This window comes from Actinomadura violacea (assembly GCF_017573465.1).
GTDB lineage: Bacteria > Actinomycetota > Actinomycetes > Streptosporangiales > Streptosporangiaceae > Spirillospora > Spirillospora violacea.
Genome location: NZ_JAGEPF010000060.1, coordinates 1 through 16,830 on the forward strand (window position 1 = coordinate 1; position 16,830 = coordinate 16,830).

Sequence of the window (16,830 nt, forward strand, 5' to 3'; positions counted from 1 at the left end):
GATCTGGCCGGGCGCTGTGGACGGGCTTTCCCGTCGGTCACACATCCACAACACGGTCAAGCCACCCCATATTTCGTCAAGCACGCCCCAACACCCGCCCCGACCTGCAAAGACCACCCAAAACCGCGCCCACGCAAGGCCTCAAGCCCAGTCCACCCCAACCCAAAAAAGTTCGAAACGATCTCCAGGAGGCTGACCAGACGGGCACCGCAGGGCTCTCTCAGGCGCGATGGGATAGGCGCTCAGCGGCCCCCGGTGGGCAACGGCGGGCCTTCGTCAGGACGGGCCGTGGCAGCCCCGAGGGCGCCCCTGGCGGGTCGGAGCAGGGCCTGGTTCCTAGTGTTCGAGGATGGCGGAGAGTGTGGCGTCGGCGGCCTGATCGGCGGTGCCGGCGCCGGGGACGGTGCTGTTCCATCTTTCGGCGAAGGTGTCCGCGGTCTCGCGGAACGCCTGCTTCAAGGCCGGGCCGGACAGCACTCCGGCGACCGCGACCAGATGACGCGCCCAGGCGCGTCCTTCGACGGCGGCGGTGATCGCCACCGTCCATTGCCCGTCCTCGTCGGCGACGCGCTCGACGGCGAGGGTCGCCCCGCCTACCGGGATCTCGACGGTGCCGGTGAGCAGTGAGCCCGTGCTCCACCAGCGCTGGAGGTCCGCTTCGGCCGCCGCCATGACGGGGATGCCGCTCGTGGACGTATCGGTGAACCCGGCGCGGACGAGGGTGGGTCTGCGGGCGCTGTCGATCTCGACCCACCCGGCCTGCGCATCGTCCGGTCTGGCGAACTCGATGCGGTTCGGCCCGTCGAGCTCCCACGCCGTGACGTGCAGATCAAGTGGCTTGCGCTTGTCCTTGGAGGTGGAGGACGGCGGGGCGAAGGTGATGCGGTACCTGGTGCCCGGCCTGATGTGCTTCCCCTTGAGAAGCCGCACGTCGTAGGTGCTCTCAGGGCTCTTGAAGAGGTGGCGCTTGTCGAAGACCAGCCCCTCGGTTCCCTGGTGGAGTTCGGCCACATACGTCTCGGCCCATTCGCGGGGCACGGCCTTGAGGGAGATCCGGTGCTCGAACTCGAGACGCTCTTGCAGGCCACGTTTCGCCATGCGGGGCACCTCGGCGTTCCAGGCGGTCGCCGCCTGAGCGAGGCCCTCGTCCAGCTTGCGCAGGATGCGGGCCCGGTTGGCGGCGAGCCACACCGCCGCGAGAGGACGGAGGAGGGAGCGTCCACCGAGCCGCGTCGTGGTCCGGACGGACCAGCGTCCACGCTTGCCCTTGCCCCGTGCGATCCGCACTTCGGCGATGGCGAACCGGTGCACGACCCGCAGGGAGAGCGGGGGCGTCTTGGCGCCGGGCGCGGACCACCATTCCTCGGCGCGCAGGTGCCCCTCCCACCGCACGCGCCGCAATCCGCGGAACGGCTTCGGCCCCTGGTAGTCGCCGGTGATGCGGACGGAATGAAGCCGTCGTCCGGACATGCGCAGGTCCAGCCGCAGGTTGACCGTATGACCACCGGAGACGCCCGTGACCTCGATGCGCGACCCGCCGTCCCGGTCCCAGGCGGGGACGTGCACGTCGATGGTCAGCCCGTCCTCTTCCCCTCGGTAGCGGGCTCCGGCGGCGAGGTGCCGTCCCTCCACCAGCCGCACGCCGTCGATGATCTCGTCCCCGAACTCGAAGCCGCTCTCGGTGATCGGCGCCTCCTCCACCGCGTCCAGCAGCGCGCCCACCACCTGGTCCAGCAGCTCGCGGGGAAACGGAGCGACCTCAACATCACGTCGATAACGGCCCATACCGCCGAGTCTCTCAGCCAGTGGCGGCCCGGTTCCGGCCATCGTGGTTCCGCGCCGTTCTGGTGATCGGCTCGGTGGGTAGCCTCGCGCCCCTGCGCCGGCGCCGGACGTCCCGGTGTTTCGGCCGTCCCGTGGCCGCTGGGTCGCCTTGAACGTCCTGCTGGTGGCTTACGTCGCGGTCATCGTGCCCGCTTTCGCCTTCCACGTCCTGTGGCTCATGCCGCTGTTCGGGCTGCTGCCCCTGGTATTCGTGCAGCTCTTCGCCATGGGACGGGCCGCGCCGTGGGCTCGGACGTGGGTGGACGGGGACGGCGTGCGCGTGCGGTCCGGCCGCCGCGAGGAGATGATCCCGTGGCAGGAGGTGGCGAAGGTCGCCTTCCTGCCACGCGTCGGGGGCGTGCCCGGATACGAGCTCTCCCTCACCAGCGTGCGCGGTGGGGTCCGCCGGCTGCCGCATCGCGCACTCTCCCCGTTCGCTCGGCGCCGCCGGATGGCGGCCTTGGTGGACGACGTGCTCGCGAGGTCCGGCCCGTACCGGTCACGGATCCGAACGTCGGTGCCCGGACCCATCGGCCGGACGGGGCTGGGCATCGCGACCGTGTTCATCGGCGCCGTCCTGGCCGTGGTCGTGGTGTTCGTCGTCGGCGGGTGGAGCCCGTGGACGCGGCCGTGGTGGCCAGGGCGCACCGAGGCGAGCCGGCTGCCGGACGCGTGCGGCGTGTTCGACCAGGCCGCACTCGCCCGCGACGTCCCGAACGCGCACGGCCGCGGCGAGGGCGACTCCGGGCGTCCCGATGACCGATCGTGTGCGTGGGGAGCCGATCGTCCGCCACCGGAGATGAGCGTCCGGCTGGAGCGGACGCGGCGCCAGTACGGCCCAGGCGGGGGCGCCTCGGAGATCGCGCACGGGTTCTTCGGCGGCCGCGTCGACAAGGACTGCCCGTCGCGCGTCTCCGGCCTCGGTGACGAGGCGTGCACCGGGGTCCGGGACGAGGGGGACGGCTCGCAGCGCGCCCGCGTCGTCGTCCGGCGAGGGAACGTGCTGGTCACCGTCGACTACCGGGCCGCCGCCCCCGCCGTGCAGGTCTCCGCCGAGGCCCGCCGCCTCGCCGCCCGCGCCCTGTCGCGGGTCGCCTTCGAGTGAGTCAGCGGGCGGATGACGAGTTCGCGGCCAACATGTCGAGCCGGTGGCCGTTCCATCTCCACAGCGTCTTTCCCGTGCCGGCGTTCAGGGTCGCGATCGTCGGCTCCTCGGTGACCTCGATGCTGCGCCGACGTTCCCTCCCGGTGTGCACGTCGAAGCCTTGGACGGTGGCCGGCGCGGGTCGGGCGACGCACACGGTCCGGGCATCGCAGACCGGCGAGGTGGTGCTGAACTCACCGGGGTAGGGCCGTCGGTGCGGCCGGTGGGGAGCGGAGGGGCGGACGGGAGGGACCGCCCCTCCGCTGGTCTTCAAGCGGTGTCGAGGACGGCGAAGACGACCTTGCCGGTGTTGCCGGCGAGGGGGCGGACGCCCCAGCAGCGGCAGAACTGGTCGACGATGAACAGGCCCCGTCCGGCCTCGCTGATGGTGTCGGCGCGCTGCATGCAGGGCAGGTCGCAGGTCGCGTCCTGGACCTCCATCCACAGCGCGCCGTCGTCGGTCCGTCCGATCCGGAACGTCACGTCGTCGTCGGACGCGGACGCGTAGCGCAGGGCGTTGGTGACCAGTTCGCTGGCCACCAGGCACGGGATGAAGTCGTCCATGTCCCACTGGCCGGTGACCAGCCGCACGAACCGCCGCACCTCCGCGACGACCGCGAGGTCATGCTTCACCACCATCTCGTTCTCCCGCCCCGCCGCCTCGTCCATGATCCCTCTTCTCACTGTGTGTGGCGAACACCACACAATTAGCAAGGTTGCGGCCTAACATGGTGTTGCCAAGTCACCTTGGCGACGACTGGCAACAGGTGTGCCCTCCTGGCGAGGTGTCAAGGAAGGAAACTTCGCGCTCATGCCCCCCAAACGGCAACGTCCCAAGGAGTCTCCCGCGCTGATCGCTTTCGGTGGCCAGATGCGCCGGATGCGCGAGGCGAAGGGCGTCACGCAACAGTCCATCGCTGATCACACGAACATCAGTAAGGGGCAGGTGAGCCGCATTGAGAACGGCACCAGGCGTGCCACTCGGTCCTTCGTTGAGAGCGTGGATCGGCTACTCGAAGCCGACGGGGCCCTGATCAAGCTCTGGGAGGACCTAAACAGAAACGGCCATCCGGTCCCTATCTGGTTCGACTGGCCCAAGATCGAGGCGGACGCGGCAACGCTGGTTTCCTGGGAGCCCATGCTGATCGCCGGGCTCGTCCAGACCCCGGCTTATGCGTCAGCTCTCCTGCGCGGCAACGAGGAAGCCATAGAGGCGCGGCTCAGCCGCCAGGACATCATCAGCGGCAATGAGAAGCGGGTCCCCCCGAACCTTGTCCTCCTGGTCGATGAGCAGGCGCTCTACCGCCCCGTAGGCACACCTGAGACGACCAGGGGACAACTCGAGCACCTCATCGAGATGAGCATGTTGCCCAACGTCACGGTTCAAGTAGTGTTGGCAAGTGGCGAGCATGACGGCAACATGGGCGCGTTCGTGGTCGCGACGATGGACGACCGCAGTGAAGTCGCTTATGTCGAGACGGCCATACGAGCGCTCACGACGGACGACCCCACGGACCTGGCAATGCTCACGCGAACCCTGATCGCGCTTCGCTCCCGGGCGCTCACCGAAGACATGTCGCGCGACCTGATTAGAAAGGTCATGCAGGAGAGATGGACCTGACAAACGCGAAGTGGCGCAAGAGCAGCTACACCGGTTCCAATGGCGGCAACTGCGTCGAGTTGGCGGATGCGGCCGGTGCGGTGGCGGTGCGGGACAGCAAGGACCCGAACGGCCCGGTCCTCCTGGTCACCCGCGCTGCTCTGCGCAGCGCCGTGGACTCCGCCCGCGCGACCCGCTGATCCTCCGCAAGCGTCCCCCGCCTTCCACAAGCCTGAGTCGCGGCGGGCCGTCCGCCGACCCCGTCCCGGATGGCCCGCCGCGCGCCGCCATTTCCTGACGGTTGAGTTCTCATGATCACTCGTACGGCTCTGCGCAGCGCCGGTGAACTCCGCACCCGCGAGAGGCTGACCGTCCTGCAACCGTCCCCCGGCCTCCCCCAAGCTTGAGTTGCAGCGTCCATCCACCCGATCCCTCCCGGGCGGCCCGCTGCGCATCGCCAGGCCTCGGACGTCGCGCTCTTCTAGGCACCCGTGCGGCTCTGTGCGGCGCCGCGAACTCTGCCCGCGTGACCCGCCGGCTTTTCCGCAACCGTCCCAACGCTTCCCGCGAGCCTGAGTCGCAGCGGGTCGTCCACTCGACACCGCTCCGACGGCCCGCCGTGCACTGCCATCCCAACGGGCGCGTAGTCCTGATCATTCGTGGGCCCTGTGTGCGGTGTGAACTCCGCCCGCGCGACCGCTGACCGTTCGAAAACCGTCCACGGCGTCCCGCACTTGGGTTGCGGCGGGCCGTCCACCCCTGCTGAGGTCGCCTTCCGCGGTCCAGTACGCCCTCGCCTCAGCACACCGACGCCAGGGACTTCCCGGTGTCGACCGTGTCGGCCCCGCCCCGGTCTCGCCACCCACCACGCGCCTTCTCTTGGCCGGCCCGGTTGCCTACCGCGTGCAGCATCCAGTCACCCTGCCGCGCCTTTGGCTCGACGGCTGGCCCGTCGATGTCCGTGGACGCGGGACTTCCGCTGGCCGATATTGGACCCGCGACAGCCGCGCCCTTGCGCATGACACTGGCTGCATGGAGTTGAGTGACCTGACGTGGCGGAAGTCAAAGCGAAGCCTGAACAACGGCGGCGAGTGCGTTGAGCTTGCGGGGCTTGCATGGCGCAAGAGCAATCACAGTGCCTCCAACGGCGGGAACTGCGTTGAGTTGGCGGACGCGGCCGGGGCGGTGGCGGATGCGGTGGCGGTGCGGGACAGCAAGGACCCGGACGGTCCCGTCCTGCTGGTCACCCGCGCGGCGCTCCGCAGCGCCGTGGACTCCGCCCGCGCGACCCGCTGACCGGCCCGCAATCGTCCCCCGCCTCCCACGAGCCTGAGCCGCAGCGGGCTGTCCACCCCTGCCGGCTCGTTGACTTGCGGCGTGTCGTCCTTAAGAGCGGCGTTATGAGGACGACACGCCGCAAGTCAACGCAGTGATCCGCGAGCGAAGCCTGAACAACGGCGGCGAGTGCGTTGGACTGGCGGGTCTCGTCTGACGCAAAAGCACTCCAAGCGGGGAGATCGGCGGGGAGTGGGGTGAGTTGGCGGACGCGGCCGGGGCGGTGGCGGACGTGGTGGCGGTGCGGGACAGCAAGGATCCGGACGGTCCCGTTCTCCTGGTCACCCGTGCGGCCCTGCGCAGCGCCGTCAACTCCGCCCGCGCGACCCACTGACGCTCCCGCAACCGTCCCCGCCTCCCGAAAGCCTGATCGTGGTTGGCGGCCGCCTCTGACGGTTCGTTGACTTGCGGCGTGTCGTCCTTAAGAACGGCGTTATGAGGACGACACGCCGCAAGTCAACGCAGTGACCCGCGAGCGAAGCCTGAACAACGGCGCCGAGTGCGTTGGACTGGCGGGTCTCGTCTGACGCAAAGCACTCGCAGCGGGAAGGACTGGGGCGAGTTGGCGGACGCGGCCGAGGCGGTGGTGGACATGGTGGCGGTGCGGGACAGCGAGGACCTGGACGGTCCCGTTCTGTTGGTCACCCGCGCGGCCTGCCCAGCGCCGTGGACTTCGCCCGCGCGACCCGCTGACCGTCCCTCGCCTCCCGTGATCCTGAATCGCGGCGGGCCGTCCATGCGACCGCGCTCGGACGGCCGCCGTACGCCGCTGATCCTGCAGGCGGTCGTTGAGTTCCCAGGTTTGCGGAGCAGGGCTGGGTGGTGCGCCGGATCGGGGCGTGCGGGCGCGGCGCTGGAGTCATGTAGTCGTCATTGATTGCTTGACCGCCTACATTGGCGGCCTCTAGCGTAGGTGGTGTGATTGGTGATGACGCCTACCCGGGTTTGGCTACGGCCCGCCGTCTCCATGTGCTCGGGGACTGGGACCATGCTGCTGCGCTGCTGGTCGATGATGTGAGTGCTGAAGCGCTTGAGTTGAAGGCCGAGATTCTTTACGAGCGGTTCTTGTTCAGGGGCGACGGGATCGAGGCCGCGGCTGCGGCGATAGCGGCGCTTGATCCGGAGTCGGTGCCGGCGCGGCTGCTCGCCGCTCGGCTCGCCTACACGCGTCTGCTCTTCAAGCTCGACCCGCTGCCGGATGACTACGAGACCGCGGAGGCCGGGTACCGGTTCGCTGCCGCCGACCCGAGGACGCACGGGTGGGGCGAGTTCCACTGGGGTGCGCTTCTCGACAACGTCCGCGACGACAGTGCTGGAGCGAAGGCGCATTACGCGGAGGCGCTGCGAGCGTCCCAGGACGAGGGCGACTTGATGCTTGAGGCGATGGTGCTTCGCCACTTGGCCTGGCATGTGCTCGGTGACGGTGAGCGCGAAGAGGGCCTGCATATGCTGCGGCGCTCGCTTCATCTGCGGTCGGCGGCTGGCATGCGGCCGCAGGTCGCCGCGGCGCAGTTGCTGCTCGCCGGTGAGCTGGCCGTGGACGATCCCGAGCGGGCCCTGCTGGTTGAGGCTGCCCGCGGGGCGGCTGACGAACTGGATCTCAGCTGGGTTCGGACGGGTCTGGAGGAGCTGGCCGCCTGAGGGGGCGGGTCAGGTGCGGGTCGGGTGCCATTCGAATACCAGGATGGTGGCGTCGTCGCTGAGGCGGCCGTCCTGGTAGGCGAGGATGTTGTTGACCAGGCGGCGGAGGGCCTCGGGGGTGGGCTCCCCGGCGGCGATGGCGCGGATGATGAAGTCGGTGAAGCGTTCCTGGCCGAAGCGCGTGCCGTCCGGTGCCTCCGCCTCGGTGACGCCGTCGGTGTAGAGCAGGACGCGGTCACCGGGCTGGAGCTGGACGGTGTCGATCCTCCAGGCGTGCGGGGTGTGATCGCCGGCGAGATGGTGGGCGATGCCGAGCGGTAGTTGCGGGTCGCGGTCCAGGGCGCCGGGGACCGGGTTCTGGTCGCGGAGCAGCAGCGGGGTCGGGTGGCCGCAGTTGATCCAGTTCAGCGTGCCGTTGGCGAGGTCGAGGTGGGCGAAGACGCCGGTGATGAACCGGTCAGGGAACCAGGTGGCGAGGTTGGTGTCGACGGTGGCGACGATCTCCCGCAGCGATCCGCTGCTGCTGCGGCGCACGTTCCGGCAGCTGGACATGGCGACCGTCGACGTCAGCCCGGACAGCAGGTCATGGCCCATCGAGTCCAGGACGGTGATGTGCAGCTCCCCCTCGATCAGCGAATGGTCGAAGGCGTCGCCGCCCAGGTCGTAGGCGGGTTCGAGGACGGCGCTGGAGGTGACCTGCTCGGTTCCCATCGTGCGGGGCGGCATGTAGGCCCATGCCATCTCCGCTTCGAGTTTCAGCGGTGCGCTGCGCTGGAGCCGTGAGTAGGCGTCGCTGTGGCCGCCCTTTCCGATGACGGCGAGGGCCAGCAGCGAGGCCAGCGTCCGGCAGACCTGCAGGGTGCCCTGGTCGAGCGTGTCGGTCCGCACTTCCAGGACGCCGATGCGGTCCATCCCGTCGTTCATCGGGAGCCACAGCTGGAGTCCGCCGGCGCGGTGCTCGGACGTCTGCAACTGGCCGGTGCGGTAAGTGCGTCCGGCCTCGGTGTCGTCCACTCCCAGCCGCAGGGACGGCTGGTCGGGCCCTTCCGGGAGGGAGACCAGGGTGTCCTGGCGGAGATCGGCCAGGAAGATGGTCATCGCGCGGACCCCGAGATCGGCCGCGTACCCATTGAAGAACGACGGGAGCCGATCCGGCGACACGAAGTGCATCTTCTCCAGCAGCAGGAGCAGGGCCTGCTCCTGCTGTCGGCCGGCAGCCGCCTCCATGCATGCCCCTGGGTCGTGGGTGCGCCACGTCTGCGCCGTGACAGGGCCACCCTTCCCTCAGCGGGCGGACGCGACCCGCGGGCGCGCTTTCCTTGGCCAACCCCATACGGTCTGGCGGGTCGTCAGTAGCTCTCGAGCGGCATGGAGTTGTAGAGGCGGGCGCTCTTGGTGGTGAGGCGCAGGAGGGCGCGGCTGGGGGCGGCGGGCAGGGCGGAGATCAGGCGGGCGCCCTGGGCCAGGCCGCGGACGCCGAGGCGGGACGTGGGGATCAGGGTCTTCGCCGCGCTCAGCGCGACGGCGCGGCTGCCGCGTACGGGGCCGCTCATCGCGCGTTCGTAGGCGGGGAAGGCGCGGTCGTGGTCGCCGTCCGCGCGTGCCAGTTCCCCGGCGAGGACGTAGGCGCCGACGATGGCGAGGGTGGTGCTGCCGCCGACGGCCGCGCCGGGGCTGTAGCCCGCGTCGCCGACGAGCGTCGTCCTGCCCTGTGACCAGGTGTCCATGTGGAGCTGGGTGATCGAGTCGAAGTAGAACGCGGGGGTGCGGTCGAGTTCGTCCAGCCAGCGGTCCACGTCGGGGTGCATGCCGCTGAACGCGTCGCGCAGGAGTTCTTTCTGCCGGGGCACGTCGCGGTGGTGGTAGTCGAGTTCGCGGTCGCTGCGGAAGAGGAACAGGGCGCGCGCGTCGTCGAGGTGCCGGGCGCCGTACATGCCGACGGTCCGGCCGACGCCGACGTGCATGAGGAGTTCGCCGTCGAGGCCGGCGGCGTTGGGCAGGGTCAGGACCCCGAGGTAGGCGCCGGCGAACGTGCTGAACCGGGACTCGTCGCCGAAGACGAGGCGGCGGACGTTGGAGTGCAGGCCGTCCGCGCCGACGACGAGGTCGAAGCGGCGCGGGGCGCCGTTCTCGAAGCGGACCTCGCCGTCGGGCGAGATCGCGGTGATCGAGTCGCCGAAGACGTACTCGACGTCGTCGCGGGTGGCGCCGTGGTAGATCTCGCTCAGGTCGTCGCGCATGACCTCCAGGTGCCGGTCGGAGGCGCGACTGAAGATCTTGGAGAGGTCGGCCCGGACGGGGCGGCGCGCGCCTTCGGGGCGGATGGTCAGCCGGTTCGTGCCGGTGGCCCGCTCCTCCAGGCGGGGGAGCACGCCCATCTGCTCCGCGATGTCCATCGCGGGACGGAACAGGTCGACGGCGTGGCCGCCGGTCTTGCGCAGGTCCGGCGCGCGCTCGACGACGGTGGCGGAGAAGCCGTGCCTGGTGAGCCAGTACGCCAGTACCGGGCCGGCGACGCTGGCGCCGGAGATGAGGATCCGCATGGCCATGTCTCCTTACTTAACGGTCGGTAAGCGTAACACGATCACTTACCTACCGTTAAGTCAGCTACGCTGGCGGCATGCCTCGCCCCTCCGACACCAAGCAGCGGATCCAGGAGGCCGCCCGCGAACTGTTCGCCCGCAAGGGCGTGCAGCGGACCAGCCTGCAGGAGATCGCCGACCGGCTCGGCATCACCAAGCCGGCGCTCTACTACCACTTCTCGTCGCGCGAGGACCTGGTCCGCAGCATCGTGCAGCCGATCATCGACGAGGAGGAGGCGTTCCTGGCCGCCCAGGAGGCGCTGGACGAGGTGGAGCCCCGCGCCCTGCTGGAGGGCTACTTCGACTTCCACTACCGCAACCGCCAGGGGATCGTCCTCATGCTCAGCGAGCTGACCACGCTCGCCGACCTCGGGCTGATCGACCTCGTCATGCAGTGGCGTGCACGGTTCGGAAGGCTGCTGCACGGCCCCGAGCCCACGCTGGAGCAGGCCACCCGGGCGGCGATCGCCTTCGGCGGCGTCCAGGACTGCACGATCCAGTTTGCGGACGTGCCCGAGGCCGAGCTCCGCCGGGCCGCCGTGGACGGTGCCTGCGCGGCCCTCGGCATCGAGGTCTGACCGTCCGCCGGGCTCGTGTCTGATTTTAGCTGACTTCGAACTTGTGTTCGATATCTGCTGGGCGGTTCGGGGTAGGTCACTGTGCGGAGAGTGTGCCGGTCGGACGCGGTCCGGGCCTTGTCCTGTGGGGGAAAGGGAAGGTGATCTGGATGAGCAAGCCTCACCGTCGCTGGAACTGGCGGCAGGTCGCGGCCTTGGCCGCACTCGGGCGCTTCGCGCTCGAAGCCGCGCGCATCGCCTGGGAGTGGCTGAACGACGACGGGCCGGGGCCCTCCCTCTGACGGCGCCGGCGCGCACGGCGAAGGCCCCCCGTCCGGTGGGCGAGGGGCCTTCGGGGTCCTGCGGGGTCAGGGCCTGGTGGCGGTGAGGTTGAACATCGGCTTGCCGACGAAGAGGGCGGTGCGGCCGAGCATCCCGTTGATGACCCCCGCCGCGGAGGTGTACCAGGCGACCAGGGCGGTGATCACCCCGATGATGCCGCCGACCTTGATCGTCGACTCGTTGGCGGAGAACTCGCCGATGAACAGCACGATCTCGGTGATCTCCAGGGTGAGGAAGACGCCGAAGACCGCCCAGTTCACCTGGGTGCTCCACAGCAGCATGTACGTGTTGAAGATCGCGAAGGCCAGCAGGATCCAGCCGAGGTCGTTGTGCACCTGGTCGGGCGCCGTCGCCTTGGGCGAGACGAGCAGGATGTACAGGCCGAGGCCGATCCAGAAGCCGCCGTACGTGGAGAAGGCGGTCGAGCCGAACACGTTGCGGTTGCGGAACTCCCACATGCCGGCGAGGAGCTGGACGAGGCCGCCGTAGCCGAGCGCGTAGCCGAGCCAGGCGTCGGTGCCGTCGGTCCACTGGGCGTTCTTGGCGGAGAGAAGGAACGTGGTGAGGGCGAACGCGGCCAGCCCGAGGGGGGCGGGGTCGGCGACCGCGGGCGGGGTCTGAGGAGTGGACTCTTGCTCGACGTAGGTCATGTTGCCTCCTCGCTGGAGTCCCCACGTCGCGGCTTGCCCGGGAGCAGGCGGGGATGGACGAGGGAACGCGGGAACAGACGTTCGGAAAGGCCGCACCGGCGGGACAGGATCTCGCCTTGCCGCATGCTGGTCCGACCTCACCGTCCTGCCGTGCATCTGGCGCGAGGTTGGACGCGCGTCAGATGCGCCCAGTAACTGCGGAGACCCGTAGTGTCGCTGGCCTCGAAGCGATCATAACTCCGCATGTGTCTCAGGTCACTGTTCTGTTTCCCGTCGCTTCACCAAAGAATCGACAGAAGATGACGGACGTTCGCCGCCCGATGCGGCGTTCGGACGGCATTGCGTTGAACGTCGCGGAACGTGGCACCTGGACGGGTTCTTACGGCGGGTCGGGGTTCGTCCGCTCGGGTTCCGGGAGCGTGATGCGGACGGTCGTCCCCCCGCCCGGGCGGGACAGCAGCTCTGCGCGTCCGCCGTGGGCGGCGGCGATGGCGGCGACGATCGGCAGGCCGAGCCCGGCGCCGCCGCTGCCCTGCTCGGCGCGGTGGAACCGCTCGAACGCGCGGGCCGCGTCCTCGGGGGCCATGCCCGGCCCCTCGTCGGCGACCTCGATGACGCCGGGCGCGAGCCGGACGGTCACCGGGGTCCCGGGCGGGGTGTGCGCGGCGACGTTGGCGAGCAGGTTCGCGAAGACCTGCCGGATCCGGGCCTCGTCGACGTCCGCGACGAGCGTGCCGGGCGCCTCCAGCCGGACGGGGTGGTCGGGCGAGGCGGCGGTGGCGTCGGCGACCGCGTCCCGCGCGAGCGCGACGAGGTCGGCCGGGGCGGGCTGGACGGTGGCCTCCCGGTCGAGGCGGGCGAGTTCGAGGAGGTCGGTGACCAGCCGGTTCATCCGGCTCGCCTCGTCCTCGATGCGGCGCATCGCGTCCGGCAGCTCGCCCGGGCCGAGGGCGCCGTGCCGGTACAGCTCGGCGTAGCCCTGGATGGTGGTGAGCGGGGTGCGCAGCTCGTGCGAGGCGTCGGCGGCGAACTCGCGGACGCGGGCCTCGGAGCGGCTGCGGGCCCAGAACGCCTGCTCGATCCGGTCGAGCATGACGTTGACGGCGGCCGCGAGCCGCGCGGTCTCGGTGCGGGGGCCGGGGCAGGGCATGCGGGCGCGCAGGTCGCCGCCCGCGGTGATCGCGTGCGCGGTCGCGGCCATCCGGTCCAGCGGCAGCAGCCCGCGGTGGATCAGCCACCGGCCGAGCAGGGTCAGCAGGGCGAGCAGCAGCGCGCCGGTCGCGACCTCGGTGAGGACCAGGTTCCGGACGGCCGAGTGGATCTCGTCCAGCGGCGACGCGACGACGACGGTGCCGTTGCGCCACGGACGGGCGACGGCGCGCAGACCCGGCAGCGAGAACGGTTCGAGCGAGCGCGCGCGGGCGGCGAGGCCGGCGGTGCCGAGGTGCTCGACCTCGCCGACCGCGTGGTCCGGGGGCGGCGCGTCGCCGCTGAGCACCCGGACCTGCCCGTTCTGGCCGACCGCCAGCACCACGAACCGGGCCGGCGCCACGCCCTGCTCGGGCAGCCCCGGCCGGACCAGCCGCGCGATCGCCCGGTCGCGCGTCGCCTGGAGCTGCCCGTCCACCCGGTGCATCAGGTACCCGTGCAGGACGAGCGCACTGACCAGCCCCATGATCGTCAGCCCGGCGAGGGTGACGGCGAGCAGGCCGGCGAGCAGCCGGGCGTTGAGCGTCATGGCCGCAGCGCGTACCCGACCCCGCGCTGGGTGTGGATGAGCGGCGTGCCCAGCGGGTCGAGCTTGCGCCGCAGGTAGCTGATGTAGGTCTCGACGACCTGCGGGTTGCCGTGGTCCCAGCCCCAGACGCTCTCCAGCAGCTGGGCGCGCGACAGCACCATCCCGGCGTTGCGCATCAGGTGCGCGAGCAGCCGGAACTCCGTCGGCGACAGCTCCACCTCGACGCCGCCGCGGCGGACCGTCCACTGGCCCTCGTCCAGCTCCAGGTCGGCGACGCGCAGCACCCCGCCGGCGGGCGGGGCCGTCCGCCGCAGCACCGCCCGCACCCGCGCGATCAGCGCCTCGATCGAGAACGGCTTGGTGACGTAGTCGTCGCCGCCGAGGGTGAGGCCGGTGACCGTGTCGGACGGGGTGTCCCGCGCGGTCAGGAAGATCACCGGGACCTGGTCGCCGCCCGCGCGGAGCCGCCGGCACACCTCGAACCCGTCGAGGTCGGGCAGCATGACGTCCAGCAGGACGAGGTCGGGCCGCTCGTCCGCGGCCGCGCGCAGCGCCCGCTCCCCGGACGCCGCCGTGACGGTGGCGAAGCCGTGGAAGCGCAGCGCGACCTCGATGAGGTCGCGGATGTTGGCCTCGTCGTCCACGACGAGCACCCGCCGGTTCTCGCTCATCCGCTCCCGCTGTCGGCCTCCGGCCGGGCATCGCGCCCGGCCACCGTTCCCTGCCCCGAAACTACCCGCCCGCGCCGACCGCCCCGGCGGACCCGCCCGGGCCGCGAAGATCAGCGCCCCGCGGCCCGGGCGGCCCGGCCGGAGTTCTCCGGGGTCAGCGCTTCTTCGGCTCGCGGACGAGCCTGGCGGTGCGCGTGTCGCCGGAGCGCTCGCCCAGCACGAAGACCTGCGCGCCGTTGGCCAGCGCGGACACCGTCGACTTGCCGCCGTCCTTGCGGACGCGGGTGTCGCCGTTGGTGGTCCACGTCCAGGTGGCGCCGTCGGCGCTGCGGACGGTGAGGGTCGTCCCGGACACGGCTGTGATCTTGCCGCGCTGCCAGTCGGCGAGGTGGAAGCCGTCCTTGCGGCGGACGGTCGCCTCGCCGTGCACGCCGCGGACGCGGCGCAGCGGGGCCAGGCGCTTGCCGTGCCCGTTGTGCTTCTTCGGCGCGGCGGTCGTGGAGGAGGGGGAGGGGGACGGGGCGGAGTTCGCGGCGGCGGGGACGGCGAGGTACAGGCCGAGCCCGAGCAGCCCGGCCGCGCCGGCACCGGCGGCGATGGTCTTCCTGTTGGTTCGCATGGTGGCCATTAGACCGGCGGCGGCTGGTAGGAGTCCGTTGCGGATCCTGGGAGAACCCTGGGAATCGTCTCTGCGTATCCGGACCGCTCAGTGGAAGGTGCGTACGCCCTTCAGCATTGCGGCGGCCAGCTGGACGGCCTGGTCACGGGCCTGAGCGGGGTCGGCGGCGTCGGCGATGGTGAGCGCGAGTTCGGTGAGCGCCCCGTAGACGGCGGCGGCGGTGAGCGGCAGGGGATGGGCGGGGGCGGTGCCGAGGACGGCGGTGAGCCCGTCCTCCAGCAGGGCGCCGAGGTAGCGCTGGTCGAGCTCACGCCAGCGCGGCCAGCCGAGCGCGATGGGGCCCTGGAGCAGGACGATCTGCCGGTAGCCGGGCTCGGCGCAGATGTCGAGGAACGCGCGGACGCCGGCGATCGCGCGCTGCCACGGGTCGCCGCCCGCGGCGGCCATCGCGGCGGCGATCCGCTGGGCGGCCTGGTCCTCGTACTCCTCGAAGACGGCCTGGAAGAGGCCCTGCTTGCCGTCGAAGTGGTGGTAGAGGGCGCCGCGGGTGAGCCCGGCGGCGCGGACGAGCTCCTCGGCGGAGACGTCGGCGAAGCCGCGCTCGGTGAAGTGGCGGCGGCCGGTGTCCAGGAGGGCGGCGCGGGTGCTCTCGACGTACTGCTCGCGCCGGCTCTTGACGTTCTCCACGCGTCATGTATAACACATACATGATGTATGTGTGATCCGATCCGTATGGGAGGGCCCGTGGAAGCGGACGTGGTGGTCGTCGGAGCCGGTGCGGCAGGGCTCGTCGCGGCCCGTGACCTGGTACGGGACGGGCATGACGTCGTCGTCCTGGAGGCCCGCGACCGCGTCGGCGGGCGGCTCCTGAACGGCGAACTCCCGGGCGGCGGGCCGATCGAGGTCGGCGGCCAATGGGTCGGACCAGGCCAGGGCGAGGTGCTCGCGCTGATCCGCGACCTCGGCCTCACCACCTACCCCACCTACGACGAAGGCCGCCACATCGCCGAGTTCGGCGGGCGCCGCAGCGAGTACAAGGGACGCATCCCGCGCCTCTCCCCGGCCGCGATCCTCGACATCGGCCAAGGCTCCGCGCACCTCGACCGGATCGCCCGCCGCGTCCCGACCGGCGAGCCCTGGGCGGCCGAGCACGCCGCCTGGCTCGACACCCGGACGTTCGGCACCTGGATCCGGCGCAACCTCCACACGCGCGCCGGCCGCTCCTTCATGCGGCTGATCACGCAGGCGGTGTTCGCCGCCGAACCCGACGACATGTCCGCGCTGTGGGCCGCCTTCTACGTCGCGTCCGCCGGCGGCCTCGACCCGCTGATCGAGACGACCGGCGGCGCCCAGCAGGACCGCGTCTCCGGCGGCTCCCAGCGGATCGCGCTCGCCCTCGCCGACGAGCTGGGCGACCGGGTCGTGCTCGACGCGCCCGTCACCGAGATCGCCTGGACCGACGACTCCGTCCACCTCCGCACGCCCCGCGCGGAAGTGCGGGCACGTCGCGCCGTGATCGCCGTCCCGCCGCCGCTCGCCGCCCGCATCCGGTACGCGCCCGGCCTGCCCGGCGACCGCGACCAGCTCGTCCAGCGGATGCCGATGGGCCGCGTGATCAAGGTGAACGTCGTGTACGACGAGCCGTTCTGGCGCGCGGACGGGTTCAGCGGCCAGGCCAACAGCGACCGGCGCGGCTTCGCCGTCGTCTTCGACAACACGCCGGAGAACGGCGCGCCCGGCGTCCTCGTCGGGTTCCTGGAAGGCCGGCACGCCGACGCTGCGGCGCGCCTCGACCCGGCGGCGCGCCGCGAACGCGTCCTCGCCGACCTCGCCGGATACTTCGGGCCGCGCGCCCGCGACCCGATCGCGTTCATCGAGCGGGACTGGGCGGAGGAGGAGTACTCGCGCGGCTGCTACGGCGCGTTCGCGACGCCCGGCACGCTGACCCGGTTCGGCCCGGCGCTCCGCTCGCCCGTCGGGCCGCTGCACTGGGCCGGCACCGAGACCGCCACCCGCTGGGCCGGATACATCGACGGCGCCGTCGAGTCCGGCCACCGCGCCGCCCGCGAGATCTCCACCGCCCTCACCTGAACGATCAGCGTCATGGTGGGGGGACGACCCCCCACG

General features: G+C 71.2%; 19 protein-coding genes and 1 pseudogene. 10 read left to right on the plus strand and 10 right to left on the minus strand.

Annotation, left to right across the window (positions count from 1 at the left end; translation table 11 throughout):
- Positions 1-336: 336 nt before the first annotated feature.
- Positions 337-1,785: a hypothetical protein gene (locus J4709_RS52195; RefSeq protein WP_208252983.1), complete on the minus strand. Its 1,449-nt coding sequence runs from the start codon at positions 1,783-1,785 to the stop codon at positions 337-339.
- Positions 1,786-1,948: 163 nt separating this feature from the next.
- Between J4709_RS52195 and J4709_RS52200 the strand changes: the two genes are divergently transcribed.
- Positions 1,949-2,929, plus strand: a complete 981-nt coding sequence (locus tag J4709_RS52200) for a hypothetical protein (protein WP_208252984.1) — start codon at positions 1,949-1,951, stop codon at positions 2,927-2,929.
- 1 nt (position 2,930) lies between these two features.
- On the opposite strand, the gene J4709_RS52205 is transcribed toward J4709_RS52200, so the two are convergent.
- Both J4709_RS52205 and J4709_RS52210 read right to left on the minus strand, forming a co-directional pair.
- Complete coding sequence (locus J4709_RS52205; RefSeq protein WP_208252985.1) at positions 2,931-3,125, minus strand: hypothetical protein; 195 nt, start codon at positions 3,123-3,125, stop codon at positions 2,931-2,933.
- Positions 3,126-3,238: 113 nt separating this feature from the next.
- Positions 3,239-3,637, minus strand: a complete 399-nt coding sequence (locus J4709_RS52210) for an ATP-binding protein (RefSeq protein ID WP_208252986.1) — start codon at positions 3,635-3,637, stop codon at positions 3,239-3,241.
- Between the two features lie 142 nt (positions 3,638-3,779).
- Here J4709_RS52210 and J4709_RS52215 point away from each other — a divergent pair, with 142 nt between their 5' ends.
- The 6 genes and pseudogenes from J4709_RS52215 (at position 3,780) to J4709_RS52240 (ending at position 7,544) form a co-directional block, all read left to right on the plus strand.
- A complete protein-coding gene (locus tag J4709_RS52215) occupies positions 3,780-4,589 on the plus strand; it encodes a helix-turn-helix domain-containing protein (protein ID WP_208252987.1) in 810 nt (269 codons plus the stop codon).
- Positions 4,580-4,768 carry a DUF397 domain-containing protein gene (locus tag J4709_RS52220; protein ID WP_208252988.1) on the plus strand — a complete coding sequence of 63 codons (189 nt, stop codon included), beginning with the start codon at positions 4,580-4,582 and terminating at the stop codon, positions 4,766-4,768. Before J4709_RS52215 ends, J4709_RS52220 begins: the two co-directional genes overlap by 10 nt.
- An 832-nt stretch (positions 4,769-5,600) precedes the next feature.
- A complete protein-coding gene (locus J4709_RS52225; RefSeq protein ID WP_208252989.1) occupies positions 5,601-5,864 on the plus strand; it encodes a DUF397 domain-containing protein in 264 nt (87 codons plus the stop codon).
- A gap of 208 nt (positions 5,865-6,072) precedes the next feature.
- Positions 6,073-6,237 (plus strand): annotated as a pseudogene (locus J4709_RS52230) (DUF397 domain-containing protein); the annotation flags it as partial.
- 165 nt (positions 6,238-6,402) lie between these two features.
- Complete coding sequence (locus J4709_RS56340) at positions 6,403-6,780, plus strand: DUF397 domain-containing protein (RefSeq protein WP_372442258.1); 378 nt, start codon at positions 6,403-6,405, stop codon at positions 6,778-6,780.
- A 41-nt stretch (positions 6,781-6,821) separates the two neighbouring features.
- Positions 6,822-7,544 carry a hypothetical protein gene (locus J4709_RS52240; protein WP_208252991.1) on the plus strand — a complete coding sequence of 241 codons (723 nt, stop codon included), beginning with the start codon at positions 6,822-6,824 and terminating at the stop codon, positions 7,542-7,544.
- 9 nt (positions 7,545-7,553) lie between these two features.
- On the opposite strand, the gene J4709_RS52245 is transcribed toward J4709_RS52240, so the two are convergent.
- Together J4709_RS52245 and J4709_RS52250 are read right to left on the minus strand one after the other, a co-directional pair.
- Positions 7,554-8,771 (minus strand): PP2C family protein-serine/threonine phosphatase, encoded by a 1,218-nt coding sequence (locus J4709_RS52245; RefSeq protein ID WP_232385417.1) that lies wholly within the window; start codon positions 8,769-8,771, stop codon positions 7,554-7,556.
- Between the two features lie 122 nt (positions 8,772-8,893).
- On the minus strand, positions 8,894-10,093 hold the full coding sequence (locus J4709_RS52250) for an FAD-dependent monooxygenase (RefSeq protein ID WP_232385418.1): 1,200 nt from the start codon (positions 10,091-10,093) through the stop codon (positions 8,894-8,896).
- 71 nt (positions 10,094-10,164) lie between these two features.
- Between J4709_RS52250 and J4709_RS52255 the strand changes: the two genes are divergently transcribed.
- Together J4709_RS52255 and J4709_RS55330 are read left to right on the plus strand one after the other, a co-directional pair.
- On the plus strand, positions 10,165-10,704 hold the full coding sequence (locus J4709_RS52255) for a TetR/AcrR family transcriptional regulator (RefSeq protein ID WP_208252992.1): 540 nt from the start codon (positions 10,165-10,167) through the stop codon (positions 10,702-10,704).
- A gap of 149 nt (positions 10,705-10,853) precedes the next feature.
- Complete coding sequence (locus J4709_RS55330; RefSeq protein ID WP_269757706.1) at positions 10,854-10,985, plus strand: hypothetical protein; 132 nt, start codon at positions 10,854-10,856, stop codon at positions 10,983-10,985.
- A 66-nt stretch (positions 10,986-11,051) separates the two neighbouring features.
- Here J4709_RS55330 and J4709_RS52260 read toward each other — a convergent pair whose 3' ends face one another.
- The 5 genes from J4709_RS52260 to J4709_RS52280 all read right to left on the minus strand — a co-directional run bounded on the left by J4709_RS52260 (position 11,052) and on the right by J4709_RS52280 (position 15,390).
- The gene (locus tag J4709_RS52260; RefSeq protein WP_208252993.1) at positions 11,052-11,675 is read right to left on the minus strand and encodes an acetate uptake transporter; all 624 of its coding nucleotides are present in this window, start codon (positions 11,673-11,675) and stop codon (positions 11,052-11,054) included.
- A 379-nt stretch (positions 11,676-12,054) separates the two neighbouring features.
- The gene (locus J4709_RS52265) at positions 12,055-13,413 is read right to left on the minus strand and encodes a sensor histidine kinase (protein WP_208252994.1); all 1,359 of its coding nucleotides are present in this window, start codon (positions 13,411-13,413) and stop codon (positions 12,055-12,057) included.
- Positions 13,410-14,084 (minus strand): response regulator transcription factor, encoded by a 675-nt coding sequence (locus J4709_RS52270; RefSeq protein WP_208252995.1) that lies wholly within the window; start codon positions 14,082-14,084, stop codon positions 13,410-13,412. The genes J4709_RS52265 and J4709_RS52270 overlap by 4 nt, the downstream gene beginning before the upstream one ends.
- A gap of 154 nt (positions 14,085-14,238) precedes the next feature.
- Positions 14,239-14,703, minus strand: a complete 465-nt coding sequence (locus J4709_RS52275) for a DUF5666 domain-containing protein (protein WP_208252996.1) — start codon at positions 14,701-14,703, stop codon at positions 14,239-14,241.
- Between the two features lie 87 nt (positions 14,704-14,790).
- Positions 14,791-15,390 (minus strand): TetR/AcrR family transcriptional regulator, encoded by a 600-nt coding sequence (locus tag J4709_RS52280; protein ID WP_208252997.1) that lies wholly within the window; start codon positions 15,388-15,390, stop codon positions 14,791-14,793.
- A 57-nt stretch (positions 15,391-15,447) separates the two neighbouring features.
- On the opposite strand from J4709_RS52280, the gene J4709_RS52285 reads away from it, so the two are divergent.
- Positions 15,448-16,794 (plus strand): flavin monoamine oxidase family protein, encoded by a 1,347-nt coding sequence (locus J4709_RS52285; RefSeq protein ID WP_307802178.1) that lies wholly within the window; start codon positions 15,448-15,450, stop codon positions 16,792-16,794.
- The last annotated feature ends 36 nt before the right edge of the window (positions 16,795-16,830 follow it).

What these genes read in the sequence shown, in the direction of transcription:
- J4709_RS52195 (WP_208252983.1), bottom strand. Translation starts at nt 1,785, where the DNA reads ATGGGCCGTTATCGACGTGATGTTGAGGTCGCTCCGTTTCCCCGCGAG.
- J4709_RS52210 (WP_208252986.1), bottom strand. Translation starts at nt 3,637, where the DNA reads ATGGACGAGGCGGCGGGGCGGGAGAACGAGATGGTGGTGAAGCATGAC.
- J4709_RS52215 (WP_208252987.1), top strand. Translation starts at nt 3,780, where the DNA reads ATGCCCCCCAAACGGCAACGTCCCAAGGAGTCTCCCGCGCTGATCGCT.
- J4709_RS52220 (WP_208252988.1), top strand. Translation starts at nt 4,580, where the DNA reads ATGGACCTGACAAACGCGAAGTGGCGCAAGAGCAGCTACACCGGTTCC.
- J4709_RS52225 (WP_208252989.1), top strand. Translation starts at nt 5,601, where the DNA reads ATGGAGTTGAGTGACCTGACGTGGCGGAAGTCAAAGCGAAGCCTGAAC.
- J4709_RS52245 (WP_232385417.1), bottom strand. Translation starts at nt 8,771, where the DNA reads ATGGAGGCGGCTGCCGGCCGACAGCAGGAGCAGGCCCTGCTCCTGCTG.
- J4709_RS52250 (WP_232385418.1), bottom strand. Translation starts at nt 10,093, where the DNA reads ATGGCCATGCGGATCCTCATCTCCGGCGCCAGCGTCGCCGGCCCGGTA.
- J4709_RS52255 (WP_208252992.1), top strand. Translation starts at nt 10,165, where the DNA reads ATGCCTCGCCCCTCCGACACCAAGCAGCGGATCCAGGAGGCCGCCCGC.
- J4709_RS55330 (WP_269757706.1), top strand. Translation starts at nt 10,854, where the DNA reads ATGAGCAAGCCTCACCGTCGCTGGAACTGGCGGCAGGTCGCGGCCTTG.
- J4709_RS52260 (WP_208252993.1), bottom strand. Translation starts at nt 11,675, where the DNA reads ATGACCTACGTCGAGCAAGAGTCCACTCCTCAGACCCCGCCCGCGGTC.
- J4709_RS52265 (WP_208252994.1), bottom strand. Translation starts at nt 13,413, where the DNA reads ATGACGCTCAACGCCCGGCTGCTCGCCGGCCTGCTCGCCGTCACCCTC.
- J4709_RS52270 (WP_208252995.1), bottom strand. Translation starts at nt 14,084, where the DNA reads ATGAGCGAGAACCGGCGGGTGCTCGTCGTGGACGACGAGGCCAACATC.
- J4709_RS52275 (WP_208252996.1), bottom strand. Translation starts at nt 14,703, where the DNA reads ATGCGAACCAACAGGAAGACCATCGCCGCCGGTGCCGGCGCGGCCGGG.